This window comes from Paralcaligenes ginsengisoli, from assembly GCF_054781135.1.
The window spans coordinates 29,619-51,142 of record NZ_BAAGUZ010000015.1 but is presented as its reverse complement, the minus strand read 5'-3'; the positions used below and the strand labels follow the sequence as shown (position 1 = coordinate 51,142).

19 protein-coding genes and 1 tRNA gene are annotated in these 21,524 nt (G+C 57.2%); 4 read left to right on the top strand and 16 right to left on the bottom strand.

Annotation, left to right across the window (positions count from 1 at the left end):
• Positions 1-15 precede the first annotated feature (15 nt).
• The 13 genes from ACYVIS_RS09285 to ACYVIS_RS09225 all read right to left on the bottom strand — a co-directional run bounded on the left by ACYVIS_RS09285 (position 16) and on the right by ACYVIS_RS09225 (position 15,266).
• Positions 16-1,116, bottom strand: a complete 1,101-nt coding sequence (locus ACYVIS_RS09285; protein ID WP_232742817.1) for a porin — start codon at positions 1,114-1,116, stop codon at positions 16-18.
• A 210-nt stretch (positions 1,117-1,326) separates the two neighbouring features.
• Positions 1,327-3,228 carry a potassium transporter Kup gene (locus ACYVIS_RS09280; RefSeq protein WP_232742816.1) on the bottom strand — a complete coding sequence of 634 codons (1,902 nt, stop codon included), beginning with the start codon at positions 3,226-3,228 and terminating at the stop codon, positions 1,327-1,329.
• Positions 3,229-3,232: 4 nt separating this feature from the next.
• Entirely contained in the window at positions 3,233-4,291 is a 1,059-nt protein-coding gene (locus tag ACYVIS_RS09275) for a sensor histidine kinase (protein ID WP_460873839.1), read from the bottom strand.
• A 129-nt stretch (positions 4,292-4,420) separates the two neighbouring features.
• On the bottom strand, positions 4,421-5,095 hold the full coding sequence (locus tag ACYVIS_RS09270; RefSeq protein ID WP_232742815.1) for a response regulator transcription factor: 675 nt from the start codon (positions 5,093-5,095) through the stop codon (positions 4,421-4,423).
• Between the two features lie 138 nt (positions 5,096-5,233).
• Complete coding sequence (locus tag ACYVIS_RS09265; RefSeq protein ID WP_232742814.1) at positions 5,234-5,662, bottom strand: ExbD/TolR family protein; 429 nt, start codon at positions 5,660-5,662, stop codon at positions 5,234-5,236.
• Between the two features lie 2 nt (positions 5,663-5,664).
• Positions 5,665-6,501: a MotA/TolQ/ExbB proton channel family protein gene (locus ACYVIS_RS09260; RefSeq protein WP_232742813.1), complete on the bottom strand. Its 837-nt coding sequence runs from the start codon at positions 6,499-6,501 to the stop codon at positions 5,665-5,667.
• Between the two features lie 8 nt (positions 6,502-6,509).
• Positions 6,510-7,268 carry an energy transducer TonB gene (locus ACYVIS_RS09255; RefSeq protein ID WP_460873832.1) on the bottom strand — a complete coding sequence of 253 codons (759 nt, stop codon included), beginning with the start codon at positions 7,266-7,268 and terminating at the stop codon, positions 6,510-6,512.
• Positions 7,269-7,505: 237 nt separating this feature from the next.
• A complete protein-coding gene (locus tag ACYVIS_RS09250) occupies positions 7,506-8,231 on the bottom strand; it encodes an ABC transporter substrate-binding protein (protein WP_460873831.1) in 726 nt (241 codons plus the stop codon).
• 88 nt (positions 8,232-8,319) lie between these two features.
• Positions 8,320-9,318 carry a Bug family tripartite tricarboxylate transporter substrate binding protein gene (locus tag ACYVIS_RS09245; protein WP_460873830.1) on the bottom strand — a complete coding sequence of 333 codons (999 nt, stop codon included), beginning with the start codon at positions 9,316-9,318 and terminating at the stop codon, positions 8,320-8,322.
• A gap of 63 nt (positions 9,319-9,381) precedes the next feature.
• A complete protein-coding gene (locus tag ACYVIS_RS09240) occupies positions 9,382-10,437 on the bottom strand; it encodes a lactonase family protein (protein ID WP_460873829.1) in 1,056 nt (351 codons plus the stop codon).
• Between the two features lie 15 nt (positions 10,438-10,452).
• On the bottom strand, positions 10,453-13,170 hold the full coding sequence (gene acnA / locus ACYVIS_RS09235) for an aconitate hydratase AcnA (protein WP_460873828.1): 2,718 nt from the start codon (positions 13,168-13,170) through the stop codon (positions 10,453-10,455).
• 187 nt (positions 13,171-13,357) lie between these two features.
• A complete protein-coding gene (locus ACYVIS_RS09230; protein ID WP_232742807.1) occupies positions 13,358-14,245 on the bottom strand; it encodes a LysR family transcriptional regulator in 888 nt (295 codons plus the stop codon).
• Positions 14,246-14,306: 61 nt separating this feature from the next.
• Positions 14,307-15,266 (bottom strand): LysR family transcriptional regulator, encoded by a 960-nt coding sequence (locus ACYVIS_RS09225; protein WP_232742806.1) that lies wholly within the window; start codon positions 15,264-15,266, stop codon positions 14,307-14,309.
• A gap of 108 nt (positions 15,267-15,374) precedes the next feature.
• Between ACYVIS_RS09225 and ACYVIS_RS09220 the strand changes: the two genes are divergently transcribed.
• The 4 genes from ACYVIS_RS09220 (at position 15,375) to ACYVIS_RS09205 (ending at position 20,103) form a co-directional block, all read left to right on the top strand.
• Positions 15,375-17,213, top strand: a complete 1,839-nt coding sequence (locus ACYVIS_RS09220) for a gamma-glutamyltransferase family protein (RefSeq protein ID WP_232742805.1) — start codon at positions 15,375-15,377, stop codon at positions 17,211-17,213.
• Positions 17,214-17,250: 37 nt separating this feature from the next.
• Positions 17,251-18,216, top strand: coding sequence for a Bug family tripartite tricarboxylate transporter substrate binding protein (locus tag ACYVIS_RS09215; RefSeq protein WP_370635981.1), 966 nt, complete (start codon positions 17,251-17,253; stop codon positions 18,214-18,216).
• Positions 18,213-18,731, top strand: coding sequence for a GAF domain-containing protein (locus ACYVIS_RS09210; protein WP_232742803.1), 519 nt, complete (start codon positions 18,213-18,215; stop codon positions 18,729-18,731). The genes ACYVIS_RS09215 and ACYVIS_RS09210 overlap by 4 nt, the downstream gene beginning before the upstream one ends.
• A gap of 196 nt (positions 18,732-18,927) precedes the next feature.
• Positions 18,928-20,103, top strand: a complete 1,176-nt coding sequence (locus ACYVIS_RS09205) for an L-talarate/galactarate dehydratase (RefSeq protein WP_460873827.1) — start codon at positions 18,928-18,930, stop codon at positions 20,101-20,103.
• A gap of 106 nt (positions 20,104-20,209) precedes the next feature.
• Here the strand turns inward: ACYVIS_RS09205 and ACYVIS_RS09200 are convergent, their stop codons facing one another.
• From ACYVIS_RS09200 to ACYVIS_RS09190, 3 genes are all read right to left on the bottom strand, one after another.
• Positions 20,210-20,677 (bottom strand): hypothetical protein, encoded by a 468-nt coding sequence (locus ACYVIS_RS09200; RefSeq protein ID WP_232742801.1) that lies wholly within the window; start codon positions 20,675-20,677, stop codon positions 20,210-20,212.
• 105 nt (positions 20,678-20,782) lie between these two features.
• Positions 20,783-20,858 (bottom strand) — tRNA-Val (locus tag ACYVIS_RS09195).
• A gap of 89 nt (positions 20,859-20,947) precedes the next feature.
• Positions 20,948-21,223 (bottom strand): HU family DNA-binding protein, encoded by a 276-nt coding sequence (locus ACYVIS_RS09190; RefSeq protein ID WP_232742800.1) that lies wholly within the window; start codon positions 21,221-21,223, stop codon positions 20,948-20,950.
• Positions 21,224-21,524: the final 301 nt, after the last annotated feature.

Sequence of the window (21,524 nt, the reverse complement as noted above, 5' to 3'; positions counted from 1 at the left end):
AGCAATGCAAGAACCTTAGAACCTGTGAGTGACGCCGGCCATGTAGCGCGTGGTTGTGCCTTGCCCCTGGACCACTTGCTCATCGAGCGAATAGCGGCTGGCCAGGCCCGCCATGGCATACAAACTGGTACGAGGCGACAGGCTGTATAGGTAACCCAGGGTTGCCACCTGCCCCGATTTGGCCTTTTCACCATCTTGCCAATGCCAGTGGGGTTGCACAAAAGACCATTGCGCCAGGACAGTGCCATGTGCTCCGACGGGCACAGCGACACCAAGCAGATAGGCATCCAGATGGCCTCCATTGGCAAACTCGGCGGCTCCCAGACCCAGGCCCAGCCCATCGGGATCACCGCCGTCCAGGCCGGCATAGCCATTTTTCATGCGGCTCCATGCCGCAGATACCTTGGCGACCTGAAAATCGTAGGAAGCGCCCAGTTGCCACGCTTCGGGATTTTTACCGTTAGGCAATACGGTATCGGATAAATAAGTTTTGTCCCAGGTGGCCACCAGCAATAAGGGGCCTTGGCTATATTGCAGGGCTGCGCTCACCATGGGCGACTTCCGGCCATTGATCTGGCTGCCGCTTATGTCGAACGCATAACCCGCGCCAAAGCTGAAGCCCGACAAGGACGGCGATACATAATTGACGGCATTGTTCACCCGATAGTTGTCCGAAGCCTTGAGCGTGGAGCCCATGGCCATTTCCTTCCAGGATGCGATTTCAACCTGGCTGCCGAACTGCTGGGCAATCGTGTGCTGGCGTCCCAAACGCAATTCGCCCAGATGTTCGCTGTTCAGGCCTACCCATGCCGAGTTGCTGAACAGATTATCCTTGTCCGAGAGGCTTCCTGTATTGACATCGAAGAGCGATTCGAGCTGAAAGATGGCCGATAAATCGTCGGTCAGCTTTTCCTGGCCCTTTATGCCAAACAAAGAATCGGTGAATCCGCCCGAAATCACTCCGGTAACCGAGCTTTTGGCGCCATTGGGGCCGGATACATGCGTCGACCCAATGCCCGCATCCACGATGCCGTATAAAGTTACCCCCGATTCAGCCGCATAAGCGCCGTTCGCGCACGCCGCAAGAACCACTGCCCACAATAAGCCAGTCTTCATTGATCACTCATTCCATAAATTCAAAACTAACCGCGGTGTAACGAAAGCCCAAAGCCGTAGCCCGCGTCGATGCCGGCCCAGAGGGGATTTACACCATGGTTTATCGATTTTTGCTATTTAAACACAAACAAGAATCGTTTTTATTCAATTTATATATAAATCATCAAAAAATTTTGGCAGAGTCGCAGCCACTATCGCCGCAGCAGCCCACTACAACTCGAACTGCATGCCCATTTCGACCACGCGATTGGGTGGGATTTTATAGAAACGGGTACTGCGTGTGGCATTGCGCGCCATAAAGGCGAACAGGCTGCGGCGCCACCGCAACCGAAGCGGCAGCCTGCGCACCACGATTACCGTTTGCCGCGACAGGAAGTAGGAAGTCTGCATGGGCTCGAGATTCAGTTCCGGGTGCACCTGTGCAATCTGCTCGAGCAGCTGCGGCACATTGGGCTCCTGCTTGAAACCCCATGTCGCGACGGCCTGCCAGCTGGATCGGCTGAGCCGCTCCAGTACAAAGCGCTCGTTGAACGGCACATACGGCACATCGGCGCTTTGAACATTCAGGAAAAGGACCTGCTCATGCAATATTTTATTGTGCTTGAGGTTATGCAAGAGCGCAGGCGGCACGGTATTGACGATCATGCTCATGAACACGGCCGTACCATTCACACGCGTCGGAGGGTATTGTTCAAGCGCTTCCATGAACGACTTGAGCGGCTGCTGATCGCCCGCCAGGGTATCGTGCATTGTTTCGCGCCCCTGTTTCCAGGTAATCATCAGCGTCAGGATACTTAGGCCCACAACCATAGGCAGCCATCCGCCTTCGAATAGCTTCAGCGCATTCGACGAAAACAGCAGAGTGTCGAGAATCAAAAACACACTGAGCAGCGAAAACCACAACACGCGCTTTGTGCCTGTCGATTTTCTGGGCAATACCGCGAAAAGCAGCGTGGAAGTCATCAGCATGGTGCCCGTGACCGCAAAGCCATATGCCTGGGCCAGGCTATCGGACGAGCCAAAAGCCAGCACCAATACCAATACCGCAACGAACAACAGCATGTTGACTCGCGGCAGATAGATTTGCCCCTCTTCACGCGCCGAGGTATGCAAGATGGCCATGCGAGGCCAGAACCCCAATTGCACGGCCTGGCGGGTAACGGAAAACGCGCCTGAGATCACCGACTGCGAGGCAATCACCGTTGCTACGGTAGCCAAGGCTACCAACGGCACCAGCCCCCAGGACGGAGCCATTAAAAAGAATGGGTTCTTGAGAGCTGAACGATCGGCCAGCAACAAGGCACCCTGGCCAAAATAACACAGCACCAGTGCCGGCAGCACCAAGCCGAACCAGGCGCGCTGTATGGCCGGCCGACCGTAATGCCCCATGTCGGCGTACAAGGCTTCGGCACCGGTAAGCGCCAGGACAACCGCCCCAAGCAAAAGAAACGTGCCCCAAGGCGCATCGGAAATAAAGGTCAACGCCCACATCGGGTTCAGGGCCAGGAGTATTTGCGGCGTCTGGATGATGCGCCATGCCCCCAGCACTCCCAGCGTGACAAACCACAAAAGCATGATGGGGCCGAACAATTTGCCCACCGCTCCGGTGCCGCGATACTGAATCAGGAAAAGCGCCGCAAGCACCAGCACCGACAAAGGCACGACCCAGTGATCCAGGGTATGCGAAACGACTCCCACCCCCTCGATGGCCGACAGCACCGATATGGCGGGTGTAATCATGCTGTCGCCGTAGAACAGGGCGGCGCCGATCAGCGCCAGTACCGTCAGAATCCATTTTTTCCGCCCCGACACGCCGCGCACGGCCAATTCCATCAGGGCCAGCGTTCCGCCTTCCCCGCGGTTATCGGCGCGCAGCACCAGCATTACATACTTCAATGACACCACCACCATGAGCATCCAGAACAGAATCGACAGCACGCCCAGAATATGCTCGTCATCGAGAACCTTGAATTCGGAAAGCGAAGCCCGTATGGTGTACAGGGGACTGGTGCCGATATCGCCGTACACCACACCCAAGGCTCCCAGCATGGCCGCCGCACCACGCGATCGGCCGGGCTTCGAGTCTTCATGCGCTGCCGCTGTTTTACTCATGCAATTACTCTTGTCTCGTTAGTTTGGCGCCAATGCGGGGGCCAGGAAATACAATACCGATCCGCGTTCCCGGAAACGCGGGCCGGCTGAGCAGGCTCCACCAGGCACCATGAGCTCGGGCAATCTCGCGCACAATAGCCAAACCCAAGCCCGACCCGGCGGTGTTGGCTCTGGGAGAACGGTAAAATGCCTCGAAAACCCGATCGCTGTCAGCGGAGTCGATGCCCGGCCCGTCGTCTTCCACTGCCAGCGAAGGAGGATTGGCCCCCACTTGCAGGCGTATATTCTTGGCACCGATACCGTAGCGTAATGCGTTATCGATCAGATTGCTCAACATTTCTTCCAGCAGCAGCGGATCGGCGTCGACCCATACCGGCTCTTCCGGAGCCACCAGATGAATCTGCACCTGACTGGCACGCGCAGTCGGAATCCATTCGGCGCCGCTGGTGCGCGCCCATTCGCACAAATCGACGGGGATGAAGCTGTCTTGCGGCTGGGTGGACGAATCGACACGCGCCAGAACCAGCAACTGCTGGCCAAGCCGTATCATCCGGTCTGTCACACTCTTGATGCGCTCGGCGCGCTCGCGCACGTCATCGGGCAATTGCCGCGCCAGCATCAGCTCGGATTCGAGCTTCAGGCCGCTCAGCGGCGTTCTGAGCTGATGCGCGGCCTGGCCTATGAAACGCTTCTGGGCCTGCATGGAATCGTCCAGGCGCACCAGCAGATCATTGAAGTGAGTAACCACCGGCGCGATTTCCGTTGGCAGCCAGGAGGGATCGAGCGGTTGCATATCGTCGATGGAACGCTGGCTGATTTCCTCGGAAAGGCGGTTTATTGACTCCAGTCCCGAACGCACACCCGAAATCAGCACCCAGGCAAACAGCGACACCAGCAAAACCTGGCTCAGTATCATGGACCAGAATATATCTTCAAGCAGCCACGCATCCAGGCTGATCTGACGCGTCATGACCCAGGTGGCGATCAAGTCCAGCAAAACCAGGAAAATCACCGCCGGCAGCAAACGCGACACCAGATGGCGCGCCAGCGAGCCCTGCGGCATCAATGCGCCTAGCCGGCCCTGTATGGTTCGAGGCCTGGATGATCGTGGAGAGGGGAAATCATTTGACATTGAATGCGGCACCAAACCAGCTACCGCCGGCCTTGTACATCAGGACCATGAGCCGCCGGCTCAGGCGGCACTTTCCACATCGAGCAGATAGCCGAAGCCGCGCACAGTTTGTATCCCGGCACCGGTGCCTTCAAGGCGCTTGCGCAGGCGGTACACATAAACCTCGACAGCATTTTCGCTGAAGTCGGCGTCCCAGGCCGACAGGGAATTGACAATCTGGCGCTTGGTGACCACGCGCCCGGCGCGCCCCATCAGCATTTCAAGAACCGACAGCTCCCGCACCGAAAGCGATAAGCGCTCGCCATTGACGCGCACTTCTCGCCCCACCGTATCGAATACCAGCGGGCCCGCTTCGATAAATGGCTGCGCCTGGCCCGCACGGCGGCGGGCAAAGGCCCGCACCCTGGCGGCCAGTTCGGGCAGCTCGAAAGGTTTTGTGACGTAATCGTCGGCCCCGGCATCGAGGCCGGCCACGCGATCTTCGATCCCGTCGCGGGCCGTCAATATCAGCACCGGAATTTGCTGGCCGTTCGTGCGCAATTGACGCAACACTTCCAGGCCGCTCAGGCCAGGAAGATTCAGGTCAAGAAGCAGGAGGTCGTAGGCCTGGCCCGCCGCCGCGCCCAGCACTTGATCGCCATCTTGCAGCCAATCGACCGCGTATCCCTGCTCTATCAGGAACTCCTGTAGAGCATGGCCCAGGGTGGTGTCGTCTTCGATTACTAGAACTCGCATGCCGTGATTCTATATCGAACCGAATTTTTTTTGTAAAACGATACGGTCAATCGTAACCAAGTTACAAATTAGAAGGCCAAAACAGCCCAAAGCGACGACGGCCAAGGCAGCCGACGCCCATCTGTGCCGGCGCCGGCTTTATTTCGCCGGCACCGGGTCGGGCCGGGTCATGAACCCAAGGTGTTTAATACCGGCCCCGCGCGCGTAGCCCATGATCTGGGCCAGTACTTCATAGCGTGTATTCAAATCCGCGCGGATTTGCAGCCGGGGTTGCGGATCGAGCCGGGCCTCGCCGGCGAACCGCGGCGCCAACTGTTCCATGGCAACAGGCTGTTCGTTCCAGAACAGTTTTCCCTGGGCATCGATCGCCAGATCGATCGCCTTGGGCTGTTCCTTGACCTGTTCGGCGCTGGCCTGGGGAATATCGATCTTGATCGAATGGCTCAGCAAGGGTGCGGTAATGATAAAAATAACCAATAGCACCAGCATGACATCGATCAGGGGAACCATGTTTATCTCGGATACCGTATGACTGGTTCCTTTGCTGTCGAAACTCCCGAAAGCCATCGCTAGACTCCTTTGGATGCGGCCAGCTTGCGCACTTTGTTGTCGGACGTGCCTACCTGCTGGCCTGTGGACAGGAAGGTGAACAGATCATGCGCGAAAGCGTCCAGGCGGGCGAGATAGACACGGTTGCCGCGAACAAAGCCGTTGTACGCCAGCACCGCGGGAATCGCCACGGCGAGGCCCAGCCCCGTCATGATCAGCGCCTCGCCCACCGGACCGGCGATCCGATTGACAGTCACGCCATCTGACAGGCCTATACCCACCAGCGCATGATATACCCCCCAGACCGTACCGAAGAGCCCCACGAAGGGCGCGGTCGAGCCAATCGAAGCCAGCACGGTCAGACCGTTTTCCAGCCTGGCGGTTTCCTCGTCGATAACCTTGCGTATCGTACGCGTCACGAATGCCCCCGTGGACCCTTTTTCCTCAAGCTTGAGCGCACCGTACTTCGCATGATGATTCTGGGCATGAATGGCGTGGCTGGCCAAATGGGCAAAAGGTTCGGTGGCGCCATGCGTGCTGATTTCGTTTTCGACCTGCTCGAGCGAGCTGGCGTTCCAGAATTCGACCAGGAACTTGCCGGATCGATGCCGGATCCGCAAATTCAAAAGCGATTTGGAAAAGATCAGATACCAGCTGGTAAGCGACATGAGCAGCAGAATACCGAACAAGGATTTGCCCACCAGGTCGCTTTGTTCGACAAAATGCAAAATGCCGCTGCCCTGCGTAACGGCCGCCGCCGCGCCCGCGGGTGCCGCGGTGGCGGCCGCCTGGGTGGCCGATGCCGCCTCGCCTACTTGCGCCAGTACTTGCATGGCACTATGAAATAAATCAAACATGCGTCTTCCTATAAAACAAAATCAAAGGGGATATCGGCCATGGCGGAATAGGCGATGCCATTCTCGGTGTAAGGCTTGAAGCGCGCCGAACGTGCGGCATCCAAGGCCGCCTCGTCGAGCCGGGAGTATCCCGACGAAGTACGCACCGATACCTTGGAAACCAGGCCTTGAGGGGAAATCACCACGCGGACGACCACCCGCCCCTGTTCCCCACGACGCTCGGATACGCGTGGATAGATTGGACGAGGGCGCTGGCCCAGGTAATCGACCCGGCCAATCAGGCGCGGCCGATCCGGGTCCACCGGTTTGGCAGGGCCTTGGGGAACCGCGTCGGCAACGGCCTTGTTTGGTGAATCAGCGGGAGCGGGCCGCGACACAGGCAGCGTTTTGGGCGGCTCCGACTTGGGCCGTGGTTTGGGTTTTGGCTTCGGTTTCGGCTTGGGTTTGGGCTCGGGCTTCGCTTGTTCTTCCGCCGGTTGTTCGACCACCGGCGGCTTCTCCACTTCGGGAGGCGCGGGCTCGACGACAGGCTCGGGCGGCGTCTGCGCTACCGGTTCGGGTTCCTTGTCCGGCTCCGGCGCAGGCTGCTCCACAGGAACAGGGCTCGCCGCGGCCTCGACCGGCTCGGGCGCGATCTCGACAAATCGCATATCTGCCGCATCGGCCTGTTCAATTTCAGGCTTGACCGCCGGCGAGGCCAATATGGCCCCGACCACAGCAAGATGCAGGCCCAAAACCAACCCAACCGCCGTTATCTTGATGAGCACGGGGCGATTTTTCGTAGCAACTCGCAAGCGCGGCATGAATCCAACTGAAAGAAAAATTGAACAATCGGAGCATCACAATACGCCATGGCATCGTGCCGCTCTACATCGAGGCGACACGATAACAGAAATAGGAACTATTCGCAATACGAAAACATCCCCTCTTGCCCAATATGCTCATTCGCCGCGCTCGAGATCACGGCAATATTCCGCACGAGCAACGATGAGAAAAATTTGAACTCAGGGCGCCACGCTGGCATCGGCCTGGCCGCTACGTTCCAGTGCCGCGGCAACAAAACCGCTGGCCTTCATGCTATCGATAAATGTTTTCAAGAATTCCCAGCCGTGCGTACGGCCTTTGGGTGTAACCATGGCCTGCTCAATAGCCGTAAAACGTCCATCCATGACACGCAAGCCGCCATGTCCGGCGGCATAGGCCACCAGAGGCTGCCGGACACCGGCCACCGCATCGAGCGATTGTTCCACGAACAGGTCGATGGCCGCAGCCGAAGTGGGTGCCCGGGCAATTTCCGCATGTTGCAGGCTGCGGGTCAAAAACAGGTCGTAGGCGGCGCCCTTGCCTACCGCAACCCGCACGCCATCATGATCGACGTCGTCAATATCCTTCAAGGAAGAATCAGCCTTCACCATGTAGGTGCCTTCGATAATGACGTAAGGCTTGGTGAACTGGACTTTTTCAGCACGCACCGGGTCGATTGCCATGAAGGCAATATCCCAGGCGTCGCTCCCGGCCGCGGCAAAGACTTTGCCGGCCGCATCGAAGGTCGTGAACTCGGCACGCAGCCCCAATTGCCGGGCAAGCTCATTGGCCAGATCGACCGATATGCCCACGGGCTCCCGCGTTTGCGGATGCGACTGCGCCAGGACCGAATTGCCGAGGTTGATGGCAACGCGAAGCTTGCCGTAGGGAGCCAAGTCTTTGGCGACGGTATTTAACGTATCCATTTTCACCCTGAAAAACGATTGATCGAGGTTAGCAACAGGCGGCAAGGAATTCAGTCCGGCCTATGGAATCAAGATAGGCTCGATTGTATTACCGGTCCAGCACAATGCCAGTGTCTTTAATGATCTTTCCAAATTTTTCCGATTCGCTGGCACGAAACGCCGCGAACTCTTCGGGGCTCATGGGTGCGGGTATGGCACCTTGCAGCTCCAGCGTTTTCACGAATGCCGGGTCTTTCAGAATATTGACCGTTGCCGCATTCAATTTATCGATGATGGCTTTAGGCGTTCCGGCCGGGGCAAAAAGCCCAAACCAGTTGACCAGATCATAGCTCTTGAATTCCGGCGTTTGCGCCAAGGGTGGCACTTTTGGAAACGCGGCCATCGGGGTGGTCGAGGTTACAGCGATCGGCCTGACTTGCCCGCTTTGCACAAATGGCAAAAGCGCGGCACCGCTGGCAAAGGTCATGCTGACATGCCTGGCCGCGACATCGGCTATTTGCTGCGCCGACCCTTTATAAGGGATATGGCGAATTTTGGTGCCGGCAATTTTATTGAACAGCTCGCCGGATATATTTTGTATGTTTCCCACCCCGCTTGACGAATACGTCATGTCATCGGGGTGGGCCTTGGCGTATTGCACCAGCTCGGTCACCGTCTTGACGGGAATATCGGGATTGACCACCAGCAGATTGGGGATTTTGGCGACCAGGGAAACAGGCGCCAGGTCTTTGGCGGGGTCATAAGCCATATCCTTGTACAGATGCGGATTAATGGCCGTCTCACCCGAGCTGGCGAGCAGGATGGTCAGGCCATCTGGCTTGGATCGGGCCACATACGCAGCACCGATCATGGCGCTGGCTCCTGGCTTGTTTTCAACGATCACCGACTGCTTGAGTTCCTCGTTCAGTTTCTTGGCAAGAAAGCGCCCTACGATATCGACGCCGCCGCCGGCCGAAAACGGCACAATCAGTCTGATGGGCGCATCCGGATAGGCACCTTCGGCCGCCTGCGCACTCAAGGGGCCGAGCATAGCCGCGCACGTGACGGCGGCCAAGGCTTTAAGCAATTGTGGTCTAAGGATAATCATGTCTCTACTCCTGTATATATTCATTCGAAATTTACTTATGGTCACTTACTCATATGTCCGGACCTATATCGTCCTGAACACGATGCTGACGGGGCTCGTCACAGGGGTAACATCACCGACCTGAGTCAAACCTCCGGAAATGGGATCCCGCAAAAACGTGACTATGCTGTCGCTGTCTTCATTGGCAACGAACAGGAATCGGCCCGACGGCTCCACGGTAAAAAACCGCGGCGTCCTGCCCAGGGTTTCCTGGACTCCCAGAAAAGTCAGCCAGCCCGAAGCCTGATCGATCGAAAAAACAGCAAGGCAGTCCAAGCCACGGTTGGACGCGTATAAGAACTTTCCCGATGGATCAATCTCAATGCTCGACGCGCGGCTGTTGCCGGTAAAGTCCTGCGGCAAGGTCGGAATGATCTGCATTGGCTCCAGGCCACCCTTATCGGGATCGAAGCGGTAGGTGGCAACGCTCGAATCGAGCTCATTCACCACATAGGCCCGACTCAATTTCGGATGAAACACCAGGTTGCGCGGCCCCGCATGTTCCCGGCACTCAACAAATGGGGGATTCGACTCCCGCAGGCGGCCGTCGATAAATTCGAAACTGAAAATCCGGTCCAGCCCCTTGTCGGGAACCATCACGAACCGGCCCGAAGGATCGAACAAATTGAAATGCGGCTTGGAATGCGGCTGTTCGCTGCGATGCGGCCCCACTGGGCCGTGCAGCACGAGCCGTTGCACCGGCGGCTCGATCAGGCCGTCCGGCGTCACCGGCAATACCGCCAGCGACGAGGACAGGTGATTCGAAACCAGCAGAAAGCGCTCGGAGGCGCTTAAGGCCAGATGGACCGGATTCTTGCCCTGGGTTGTCTGCGAACCCAGGTATTCGATCATGCCGGACTGCGCATCGATGCTGAACGAACTGACCTGGTCACGGTCGCCGTGCACCGTGTAAAGATGCCTGCCGGCCCGGTCTATCGCAAGAAACGAGGGATTCACCAGCCCTCCCTGTTCTTGAACCAAAGCCAGCCGGGCGCTATCCCGGTCGAAATGAAACACGCTGATGCCCTTGCCCCGCGCATTTCGCTCCCTGGTGGTACGGCTGCCTACATATATATACACGTTGCGCAATCCCGTTCAATGCGTGGCCGGTGTAGCGGCGGTCTGCGCAAGTTGCCGCCCGTCGCTGCGCGCCAGCATTTTGCGTATTACAAAGGGCAAGACCCCGCCATGATCCAGATAACGAATCTCCTGGTCGGAATCGATCCGTAGCACCAGAGGCAAGGAACGCAGCGTTTGGCCGGCCCTGCTGATGGTCAGGACAAGTTCATTGACGCCGGGATGCAGAACTCCCAAGCCATCGAAATCCAGTATTTCATCGCCTTGCAGCACCAGCGATGCGGAATCGAAATCCGCCATGAATTCGATGGGATAGACGCCCATTCCAATCAAGTTGCTGCGGTGTATGCGCTCGAAGCTTTGTGCGATCACGGCCCTGACTCCCAATAGCGACTGAGCCTTGGCTGCCCAGTCGCGGCTTGAACCCGCGCCGTAATTGATGCCGCCGATGATGACCAGAGGAATATTCTGTTCCAGGTAGCTTCTGGATGCTTCGTAAACCGGCAGGACCTGCGATCTCGACGCGTTCCAGGCCCAGCCGCCAGAACCGGCATTCCCGGTACCGGCAACCTTGTTGTTGACCGCCTGATTGGTGTAGGCACCGCGCAGCATGACCTCATGATTGCTGCGGCGCGTGGAATATTGATTCAAGTCGGCCGGGTCCTCGCCGCGCTCCAGCAGCCACTGGCCCGCCAGGCTCGCCGCGGGGATGGCTCCCGCCGGCGATATATGATCGGTCGTGACGTTGTCTCCCAGATGCATGAGTACCCGCGCGCCGCGCAAAGACCCGGAGGCACCGGGCTGTCTGGCGACCGCTTCCAGATACTGGGGCCGGCGCAGGTACGTAGAGTGGGAGTCCCACTCAAACTGCGTGCTGGCCGCCGCATCGAGCGCGGCCCAATGAGGTGTGCCGTCCCAAACAGTCCGGGCCCGGGCCCGGAAATCCTCTTTGCGCAAATAGGTATTCACGGTGCTCCCTACCTGCTCGTCCGAGGGCATCAGGTCGTGCAAGTAAATATCCTTTCCCAATGCATCTTGCGCGATCGGATCGGCTTCGATATTGATATCGACCGTGCCAGCCAGGGCATAAGCCACAACCAGGGCCGGCGACGCCAGATAGCCCGCCGGCACCTTCGGATTCACCCGGCCTGCGAAATTGCGGTTGCCCGACAGCACGGCAACCCCTTTGAAGCCCTTATCGGCCAGTTTCTCGACATGGCTTTCCAGGCGTCCTGAATTGCCGATGCAAGTCATGCAGCCAAACCCGGTCAAGTCAAAGCCCACGGCGGAAAAATCCGCCATCAAACCCGATGCACGCAAATAATCGGCCACGACCTGCGATCCGGGCGACAGTGAAGTCTTGACCCAGGGTTTGGGAAGCAAGCCATGGCGACGGGCGTTCCGCGCCAACAAGCCTGCCTGAATCATGGACTGCGGGTTGGAGGTATTGGTGCAACTGGTAATCGCCGCAATGACCACTGCGCCGTTATCGAGGCTGTCCGATGAACGGGGCCATTGCAGTTCAAGCGGGCCGCGGCCCTCGCGCCGGGCAAAAGCCGCCACCTGTTTATTGAACGACGGCCCTACCGTAGACAGATCCTGGCGCTGGTGCGGCTGAAAAGGCCCTGCCATGCTGCGCTTGATGGAAGCCAGGTCAAGTTCGATGATTTCGTCAAACTCCGGCTCCGGTGCGTCGTCCCGGCGCCACAACGCTTGCGCCTGCAAGCAACGATCCACTTTTTCTATGTGCTCTTCCGAACGTCCCGACAAGTGCAAATACCGGTGCGTTTCATCATCAAAGGGGAAAAACACAACCGTGGCGCCATACTCGGGCGCCATGTTCGACACCGTGCCGCGCACCCCCCAGCCCAGCCCGGAAAGCCCAGGCCCGAAAAACTCGACGAACTTGCCGACCACCTTTCGGGCCCTCAGGATTTCCGCAACGCGCAAGGCCAGATCGCTTGCCGCCACGCCGCCGGCCAATGAGTTTGTCAGGCGTATGCCTATCACCTCCGGGTACGGAATCGGCACCGGTTCGCCCACGAGAGCGGCCTGCCCTTCCAGGCCGCCCACTCCCCAGGCCAGAACGCCAATCGCATTGATCATGGGAGTGTGGCTGTCGGTAGCCACCATGTCGTCCGGATGCAGCAGCTTGCGGCCGTCGGCCAATTCAGCCTCGCATACCACCTGCGCCACCACTTCCATGTTCATCTGGTGAATGATCCCGGTACCAGGCGGAATGACTTTAAAGTTATCCAGGCTTTTTTCCGCCCATTTGATAAACCGATAGCGTTCGGCATTGCGCCGGAAATCGATATCCAGGTTTTGTTCGGCCGCCTCGGGGCTGGCATATTTCTCGACGATCACCGAATGATCAATCGTCAGGACCGCGGGAATTACCGGGTTGACATCCTGCGGCGTGCCGCCCAGGGCCTGTACGGCATCTCGCATCCCGGCAAAATCGACCAGCGCCGGCAAACAGGTCGTGTCGTGGAACATCAGGCGATTCGGGTAAAAAGGCACCTCGCAATCGCCCCCGTTGAAACAGGCGCGGGCCAGCACGCCGTCGAACGCCTCGGGCGCGCAGCGCGCCACATTTTCAAGCAGCAGGCGGATCGAATAAGGCAGTTTTTGCAGGCACTCGCCGCCTACGATTTTTGGAAGATCGACGTAGTGGTATACCTGGCCGCGAATGTCGATCTGGCCGAGGCTTTCTGGAAGGGGGTTGATAAACATGAATGGGCCTGGACTTTCTCTTCAGGAAACGTTGCACTGGAAACGTGGATGCACGTCCGTTACCCGAATGCTACAAGGCCCTGAATACGGGAACAATTGATCATTTGCCATTTCTGCGTTCTCGAATCGAGAACGTATGGAAAAATACATCGTCGACAATCCCGATAGGAGCCCGCGCGCAACCGAATCAGCCCTGGCGGCCCAGACTATCGATCAATGCCCGAACGGTAGGCGAAGCATTCTGAAAACTCCGTATGCCTATAAGAAGATCGCGCCTGGACCACGGCTCATCCAGGGACAGGATCTTGAGCCGGCTGGCCTTCAAATGGGGCCGGGCCAAGGCCCTGGGCAAAATGGCAAGCCCCAGACCCGCCTCGACCATCTGGCACATGCATTCGAAACTGCTGATGCGAATCTTGAAATCCAGCCTTTCACCGAGCTTGCCGGCCTCGCTCAGCAAAAGCGCATGAACGGAACTGTCGGCATGCGGCCCCACGAATTCATGAGCAAGCACTTCCATGAACGTCACGCCATCTTTTCCGGCCAGGGCGTGGCCCTGGGCAACCAGCACAACCAGTTCGTCCTGGCGGTAGGGAAATACTTCCAGGCCCTGGGCTGGCGTCTGTTGCGCAAAAATGCCCAGGTCGGCATGGCCCTCGCACACCGCCTGCACCACGGCCGAACCCACACGCTCTTCAATATCGAACTTGATCAGCGGATACACACTAACGAAACGGGCGATATCCCTGGGCAAAAACTGCGCAATGGCCGACGTAATGGCATGAATGCGCACATGGCCCTTGATACCGCTGCCAAACTCGGCCAGCTCGTTTTCCATGTGTCCCAGCACCCCCTGCAACCGACGGGCATAAAACGCAATGGACTGCCCTGCCGGCGTAAGCTCCACGCCGCGGGAATTTCGAACCAGCAAGGCCGAACCCACCTGGTCCTCGAGCTCTTTGATTCTTTTGCTGATGGCCGATACCGCCAGATGCTTGCGGCGCGCCGCCCTGGTCAGGTTTTTCTCTTCGGCCACCGCAACGAAAATATCGAGGGTCGTCAGGTCGTAATTCATCGATGTCCTTCTTTTGTACCGGCTCGAAACGAGCCTGCACGGTACCATGCACTGTGTGTATTTATCCGCCGGCAATCGAGGCTGCCTCGAAGTGATTGCAAACTTCCTTGAAAATTGCCGCAAAATTCTGTTCCGCAGAAACAGGCGTCTTGCGCTTGTGCCTGATAAAGCTGATGGGGGGCAATCTTTCCTCAAACACGAAAGGAACGCGCGCTATCTTTTCGTTCCGGCAGATATCAATCGCGATTTCCTCGGCCACCAGGGACACGAAGGAGGTGGACGTCAACAGCAGGTCTTCAATGACATCGGCCGAATAGGTTTCGATTTTCGGGAAAGGCAGGGCCACCTCCGCCTTGGCAAAAATTTCGATAATCATCTTCCCCGTGGGAGTGGCAAAAGACGGCAAGATCCAATCCATCGAGGCAAGAGTGCTCAGGGAAATTCTTCCCTTCCGCAACCTTGCGACCAGCGCCGCATTGGCTATCAGCACAGGGCGCTGGGCATACAACACATCCTCGGACAGATTATCGCCAGCTTCGATAACGGTGGCCCGCCCTATCATGCAGTCCAATTCGCCTTGCCGCATAAGCCTCACCAACTGATCGCTCGTCGCTCTATGCAAGGAAACCGTGACCTTGTGCAAAGCATATATCTGCCCTATCGCCCTGGACAATAAGCGGCCCGAAACGGAAGGTATGGCGCCTACATTCAAATGCGCCGTGTGCCCGGTCAGTATTGCCTCGGTTTCGTGCCCCCAATTGTCCATATCCTGAAGCACGCTCCGCGCCCGGCGCAACGCGAGCTCACCCAAAGGAGTCGGAACCAGGCCGGTGGCGGACCTGACAAAAAGCGGGGCTCCGAATATGTCTTCCAGCTCTTTCAAGGCCTTGCTTGCCGCCGGCTGGCTAAATCCCAGCGCCTCGGCAGCACGCGTCAGTGAGCCTTGCCTGGAAATCTGCAGTACCAATACCAGGTACCGCAGCTTGAGCCTGGACAGAAGCCGATCGACTATATTTTGCATTCTCCGCCACCATAACCAATAAGTTATTACTATATAAAGAATAGCAATTTTTAGGTTATTTTAAAGCGATATACTCGATTTCATCTCTTTGTCCGAGGCTCACCTCTCATGCCAGATGCGTTCACCACCCGACCGGAAATCAGGGGAACTTTCGGCGTTGTGTCATCGACCCACTGGATTGCATCCCAGGTCGCCATGGGCGTCCTGGAAAAAGGCGGGAATGCCTTCGATGCCGCTGTCGCGGGCGGCTTCGCCTTGCAGATCGTAGAGCCGCACCTGAATGGCCCCGGCGGCGAAGTGCCTATTCTTTTCTGGAGTGAAAAAGAGAAAAAGCTGCTTTCTTTATGCGGGCAAGGCCCTGCGCCGGAACTTGCGAATATTCAGTATTTTCGAAATATGGGACTGGACCTGGTGCCCGGCATAGGCCTGCTGCCCGCCTGCGTACCCGGAGCATTCGGAGCGTGGTTGACCTTGCTGCGAGACTACGGCACCTGGGAGCTGGAAGAAGTTTTACGGCCGGCCATAGATTTGGCAAACCAAGGATTCCCGCTCGTCCCGCGCATCGTGCAGGCCATTGTTGCCGTGCAGGATCTATTCAGGCAAGAATGGCCCGATTCCGCCAAAACGTGGCTGCCGGATGGAAAAGTGCCTGACTTGAATCAGCTCTTTCGCCTTCCTGCAATCGCATCGACCTACACGCGCATCGTCAGCGAAGCCAACGGCAGATCGGCCGACAGACGGGAGCGAATCGATACGGCGCTATCCATCTGGTATGAAGGTTTTGTCGCCAAAACCATAGACCATTATTACAGGACCAAGGCCGTTCGAGACACAACCGGACAGCGCAACCCCGGCCTGCTGCGCCTGGAAGACATGGCCCACTGGCGACCTGCCTATGAAACCCCTGCAACCTTGCAATATGGTCGATATACCGTCGCAAAATGCGGCGCGTGGTCCCAAGGGCCGGTATTTCTGCAACAACTGTCCATCTTGCGCCATTTCAACGTATCCGGAATGGATCCTGGATCGGCCAGCTTCGTCCATCATCTGAGCGAGTCGGCCAAGCTCGCGTATGCCGACAAGCTGGCCTGGTACGGCGATCCCAATGCGGTTCATGTCCCATTGCAAGCCCTTTTGTCTCTTGAATATTCGCAGGCCCGGGCAAAACTGATCGGTGCCCAGTCTTCCCAATTTCTGCAACCGGGAAGCCCCGAAGGGCGTGCTCCGGTCCTGCCCGACCTGAAAGCCGCGGACCGGACCCTAACAAAGGCCGACACCCGCTTCGGCGTGGGCGAGCCTACCTTCGCGGCATTGCCTCCGGTAGAAACATGGGCCGACAAAGAGATCTTTGTGGGCGACACATGTCATCTGGACGTAATCGACAAACACGGCAATATGGTAGCGGCGACGCCCTCGGGCGGCTGGCTGTCTTCGAGCCCCGTCATTCCCGAACTTGGATTTGCCATCACGACTCGTTTGCAGATGAGCTGGCTGGACGACAAAGTGCCCGGAGCCTTGCGGCCTGGCTTCAGGCCTACCACCACGCTTTCGCCAAGCCTGGCGCTTCGGGATGGCATACCTTACATGGCCTTTGGTACACCCGGCGGGGATCAGCAGGACCAATGGTCACTTGCGTTTCTGCTGCGGCACATCGAAATGGGCATGAATCTGCAAGAGTCGATCGAGGCGCCCTCCTGGCACATCAACCACTTCCCCGGTTCATTCTGGCCACGCTCGACAATCCTGAACCGTATAACTCTCGAATCCCGCTTCAGCGAAGCGTGCATCGCCGACCTGAAGGCAGCCGGCCACGAAGTCAAAATCGGGCCTGCATGGTCCGAAGGACGAATAAGCGCCTGCACACGGGAATTCACGAAAAATGGAAGCCTGCTTTTGCGTGCCGCCGCCAATCCTCGCGGCATGCAAGGCTACGCGGTCGGCCGCTAATATTCTTTCTAATTAAAAGGACGGAGCAATGAACATTATGAAGTGGAAACTGCCCATAGCCATTCTTTTCGGCTTTCTGCTCGCCCCTTCGCTAGCCTGCGCAAAATGGCCGGACGAAAAGCCGATCACCATCGTCGTGCCATGGGCTCCGGGAGGCTCTACGGATATTCTTGCCCGTCTGCTCTCGGAAAAACTCACCAAAGCATTGGGACAGTCGGTCATTGTCGAAAACCGATCGGGCGCATCCGGCAATATAGGCTCGCAAATCGTCGCCAAGGCAAAGCCGGACGGCTACACGCTGCTTGTCGGTTCCATGAGTACCCACACCATGAACCAAGCGTTATACAAGAACATGCCGTTCGACGGAGTCAAGGATTTCACCCCCATAGCGGAACTGGCGCTGGTCACAAACACCATGGTGGTAAACGCCTCCTTGCCGGTCAATACGGTCGCCGATTTCATAAAATATGCCAAAGCCAGGCCAGGCCAACTGGCGTTCGCATCGGCCGGAATCGGGTCGACCAATTACTTGAGCGCAGCCCTGTTCGACAAGGGTACCGGCATAAAAATGACCCACATTCCTTACCGGGGCGGCGCCCCGGCCGTGCTCGACACGGTCGCCAACCGAACGCAAGTGCTGTTCAGTGCGGCCACCCAAACACTGCCTTACGTCAAAGCCGGAAAATTGAAACTGCTGGCGGTTACAGAGGGGAAACGCTCTACGCTGTTTCCCGACGTCCCGACAGTGGGCGAAACCGTGCCTGGCTATGAGCTCGCAGTCTGGTACGGATTCTTCGGCCCCAAAGGCATGGACCCGGCATTGGTCGCCCGCCTAAACAAAACAACCAATCAGATTCTGGAACAACCCTCAGTCGTCAAGGCCATGAATAACATCGGCGTCGTACTGGTTCATTCAAGCCCGCAACAGTTCGCCCAGACTCTTGCGCACGATGCAGATAAATATGGAAAACTGATTCGCGAACTGGGGATCACTGTAGAATGATTTCACCGAAACCCGACTCAGGGAACCGCCTCGACTTGCCCAAGGATGGCTACACCAACATAGCGGCATTGTCCTTTGGGGCCACTCCGGGCGATCTGTTTGCGGCGGCCGACGCGTGTGCTTTCCATGTGCTTGAACACTCGCATTGCACTGTCAATCGGTTCAATGCCGAAAAAATGGAGCTCACCCGGCTCTACAGTTCAAATATGGAAAAATATCCGATAGGCGGCACCAAGTCCAAGTCCGGCACGAATTGGGGCCGCCACGTGCTGCTGAACAAGCTTTTGTTCGTTGGCCAGGGATTGGCGGCCATCAAAAACTCGTTTGAAGATCATGAGCTGATTGCATCCCTGGGCCTGCGCTCGGTAATCAATGTTCCCTTGGTCTGCGAAGGCAACTGCCTGGGCACCTTGAACTTTCTGTCGCGCGAAGACCGTGTCACGCAAAGGCAAATCGACTTTGCACAAAGGCTGGGGTTATTGATTATTCCGGGCATGCTTGCATCAGAAATTTGACGGCGTACTTTTGCTGCCCAGACCGCCACTGGCGTGTTTGTGCGCATGGACCTGCCATTTCGTCCCACTGTTTGAGAAAAACCGGTAAACCACATATCCATACTCTTGTATTGTCCCAAGGGTTGGCAGAACAATAGGGCCACGACTTCCCTTCTGCTTATTCACTAACACAGGTTTTCCCGCCTGAGGACACATCATGAGTTCCAAAAAAACCAAACCGGCCGTACTTTCGCCCGCCGGCTCCCTCTCCGACCGCATTGTCTGGGTCAAGGTATCGCTGGTATTTTTACCGCTGGCGGCCCCCATCAGTGATGCCAAGGTACTTACGGGCCGCCAGAAACCGCTAACGGAAATTGCCTTTATCTTCGCCGAGATACGGACCGAAAATGGCCACGAAGGCATAGGCTTCGGCTACTCGAAACGCGCCGGCGGACCCGGCATGTACGCTCACGCCAAGGAAATCGCTCCGGAACTGCTTGGCGAAGACGCCAACGATATCGCACGGATCTGGACCAAACTGGTCTGGGCAGGCGCATCGATGGGCCGCAGCGGGCTGACCACGCAAGCGATTGCACCCTTCGACATCGCCCTCTGGGATCTCAAAGCCAAGCGCGCCAAACTGCCGCTTGCCAAGCTGCTGGGAGCACACCGCGATTCCGTACGCTGTTACAACACCTCGGGCGGCTACCTCTCGATGCCCTTGAACCAGGTGCTGAAGAACATCGACAAATCGCTGGACAATGGCATTGGCGGCATCAAGATCAAGGTGGGCCAACCCGATACCGCCACCGACCTCAAGCGCGTGACCGCAGTACGCAAGCGCCTTGGCGATGCTTTTCCGCTCATGGTCGACGCCAACCAGCAGTGGGATCGTGCCACCGCCCAGCGTTTTGGCCGCGTGCTGGAACAATTCAACCTGACCTGGATCGAAGAGCCTCTGGATGCTTACGACGTGGAAGGCCACGCCGCCCTGACAGCCTCGCTCGACACGCCGATCGCAACGGGCGAGATGCTGACCAGCTTTAGCGAGCACGCGCAACTGATTACGGCTCACGCCTCGGATTTCGTTCAGCCCGATGCACCGCGTGTTGGCGGTATCACGCCCTTCCTGCAAATCATGAGCCTGGCCGATTTCAAGGGCTTGAAGCTGGCGCCCCACTTTGCCATGGAAATCCACTTGCATCTGGCGGCGGCGTACCCGCAAGAGCCCTGGCTGGAACATTTCGAGTGGCTCGAGCCCATGTTCAACGAACGTCTTGAGCTGCGCAACGGCCGCATGATGGTGCCCAATCGACCTGGGCTTGGCTTCAGCCTGAGCAAACAAGCCCTGGCCTGGACAGCGGACAAGGCAGAATTCGGCAAGCGCCCCTAAGCGCCCGCTTGCCGGCCGGCAAGGCAGCTCGAAGAGCATCGATGGCGTGCCCATTTTTTCGGGCACTCGTCATCGATGCTCTTGCGCAAAAAACAGGCTGATGGCGTCAATAGTCGGTATTGAGTGCTTTTGCTGAGGGGGCCATGACCGCATTCCAGCTTCTGTGCCACAAATGCGCCACCCAAAGCGCGTAGTACCGACCCTTACGTACGAGAATGTCGTTTGCGGTACGTCCCAACCATTCTTCAGATCTGCCTTTTTGGCGAACCGCTTCGCGCCAGAGTTTCGCGACAGAGTTGATGGGCGCTCCGGCGGCATCGATCAGCGCAGATGGGCAATCGTAATAATGCAGGTGCGCCATTTCATTCATGGAATTGTGCGCCAGTTGCCCATCGATCGTGTTCAACACATCAAGGCAAATCATCCGCTGCCCGTCTGCATCACGCCGCCGCACCGTCCAGAGATGGTTTGCCCTGATCTCATGCGTAACCAGCTTCCAGCCCGGATGCCGGGCCAACAGTATTTCAGTGACGAATGCTTCCCTGGTAATTTCGTTGCTCTTACGCCAACCCATGACTGCCTCCTCAATAATGTTGTGTTGTCTGTAGTTGTTATCGGTACTTATAAAAAAACCGCTTAAGGAATAATCCGTAAGCGGTTGATTTTCTGCATGGAAATGTGGTGGGTGCTACAGGGTTCGAACCTGTGACCTACGCCTTGTAAGGGCGCCGCTCTACCAACTGAGCTAAGCACCCCTTTAACTTGGGGCCACTTCACTTCATGCAAAACGCGTTGGGCATTATAGCCCACTTGTATTTGAGCAGGCAAATACAAGTGGAACCTATTAGTTGACTGCGTCTTTAAGAGCTTTGCCTGGACGGAATTTAGGCACTTTGGCTTTCTTGATTTTAATGGCTTCGCCGGTGCGAGGATTACGGCCTGTGCGAGCAGCGCGCTCGGACACGGCAAACGTTCCAAACCCAACCAGAGTAACCGTACCGCCTTTCTTTTTGAGCGTAGATTTAACGGCGCCAATAAATGCATCGAGGGCACGGCCGGCGTCAGCTTTGGACAAATCGGCTTTGGTGGAGATGTGTTCGATAAGCTCTGTTTTATTCATTAAGGATTACCCCTCAAAATTATTAAAACCAGACGCCACTCACGGGTATCGTCTGGCGCTCAATTGAAAAGCACGTTGCACTCGAGTGCGCCACGTACTGCCCAGTTCAATCAAATACATTGCAGCCAAGCGGCATCATTTGCAATGGTTGACACGCTTGGCTGACTAATGCGTATTAAGCCTTTTAAAAATAAGGCTGTCAAGCGAAACACCCCTCAAAACCCGCATAGCCACTAGCTTTTTGTTTTTGCGCAGCAACATCTTTAAATTTTATAAATTTTTTCGATGCGTCAATCCGCGA

Bases quoted from the DNA above. Each gene is read 5' to 3' on its own strand.
- ACYVIS_RS09200 (WP_232742801.1), bottom strand. From the start codon at position 20,677: ATGGGTTGGCGTAAGAGCAACGAAATTACCAGGGAAGCATTCGTCACT.
- ACYVIS_RS09260 (WP_232742813.1), bottom strand. From the start codon at position 6,501: ATGTTTGATTTATTTCATAGTGCCATGCAAGTACTGGCGCAAGTAGGC.
- ACYVIS_RS09220 (WP_232742805.1), top strand. From the start codon at position 15,375: ATGCCAGATGCGTTCACCACCCGACCGGAAATCAGGGGAACTTTCGGC.
- ACYVIS_RS09265 (WP_232742814.1), bottom strand. From the start codon at position 5,662: ATGGCTTTCGGGAGTTTCGACAGCAAAGGAACCAGTCATACGGTATCC.
- ACYVIS_RS09215 (WP_370635981.1), top strand. From the start codon at position 17,251: ATGAAGTGGAAACTGCCCATAGCCATTCTTTTCGGCTTTCTGCTCGCC.
- ACYVIS_RS09270 (WP_232742815.1), bottom strand. From the start codon at position 5,095: ATGCGAGTTCTAGTAATCGAAGACGACACCACCCTGGGCCATGCTCTA.
- ACYVIS_RS09285 (WP_232742817.1), bottom strand. From the start codon at position 1,116: ATGAAGACTGGCTTATTGTGGGCAGTGGTTCTTGCGGCGTGCGCGAAC.
- ACYVIS_RS09275 (WP_460873839.1), bottom strand. From the start codon at position 4,291: ATGCCGCAGGGCTCGCTGGCGCGCCATCTGGTGTCGCGTTTGCTGCCG.
- ACYVIS_RS09245 (WP_460873830.1), bottom strand. From the start codon at position 9,318: ATGATTATCCTTAGACCACAATTGCTTAAAGCCTTGGCCGCCGTCACG.
- ACYVIS_RS09225 (WP_232742806.1), bottom strand. From the start codon at position 15,266: ATGCAAAATATAGTCGATCGGCTTCTGTCCAGGCTCAAGCTGCGGTAC.
- acnA (WP_460873828.1), bottom strand. From the start codon at position 13,170: ATGTTTATCAACCCCCTTCCAGAAAGCCTCGGCCAGATCGACATTCGC.
- ACYVIS_RS09190 (WP_232742800.1), bottom strand. From the start codon at position 21,223: ATGAATAAAACAGAGCTTATCGAACACATCTCCACCAAAGCCGATTTG.
- ACYVIS_RS09280 (WP_232742816.1), bottom strand. From the start codon at position 3,228: ATGAGTAAAACAGCGGCAGCGCATGAAGACTCGAAGCCCGGCCGATCG.
- ACYVIS_RS09250 (WP_460873831.1), bottom strand. From the start codon at position 8,231: ATGGATACGTTAAATACCGTCGCCAAAGACTTGGCTCCCTACGGCAAG.
- ACYVIS_RS09210 (WP_232742803.1), top strand. From the start codon at position 18,213: ATGATTTCACCGAAACCCGACTCAGGGAACCGCCTCGACTTGCCCAAG.
- ACYVIS_RS09230 (WP_232742807.1), bottom strand. From the start codon at position 14,245: ATGAATTACGACCTGACGACCCTCGATATTTTCGTTGCGGTGGCCGAA.
- ACYVIS_RS09205 (WP_460873827.1), top strand. From the start codon at position 18,928: ATGAGTTCCAAAAAAACCAAACCGGCCGTACTTTCGCCCGCCGGCTCC.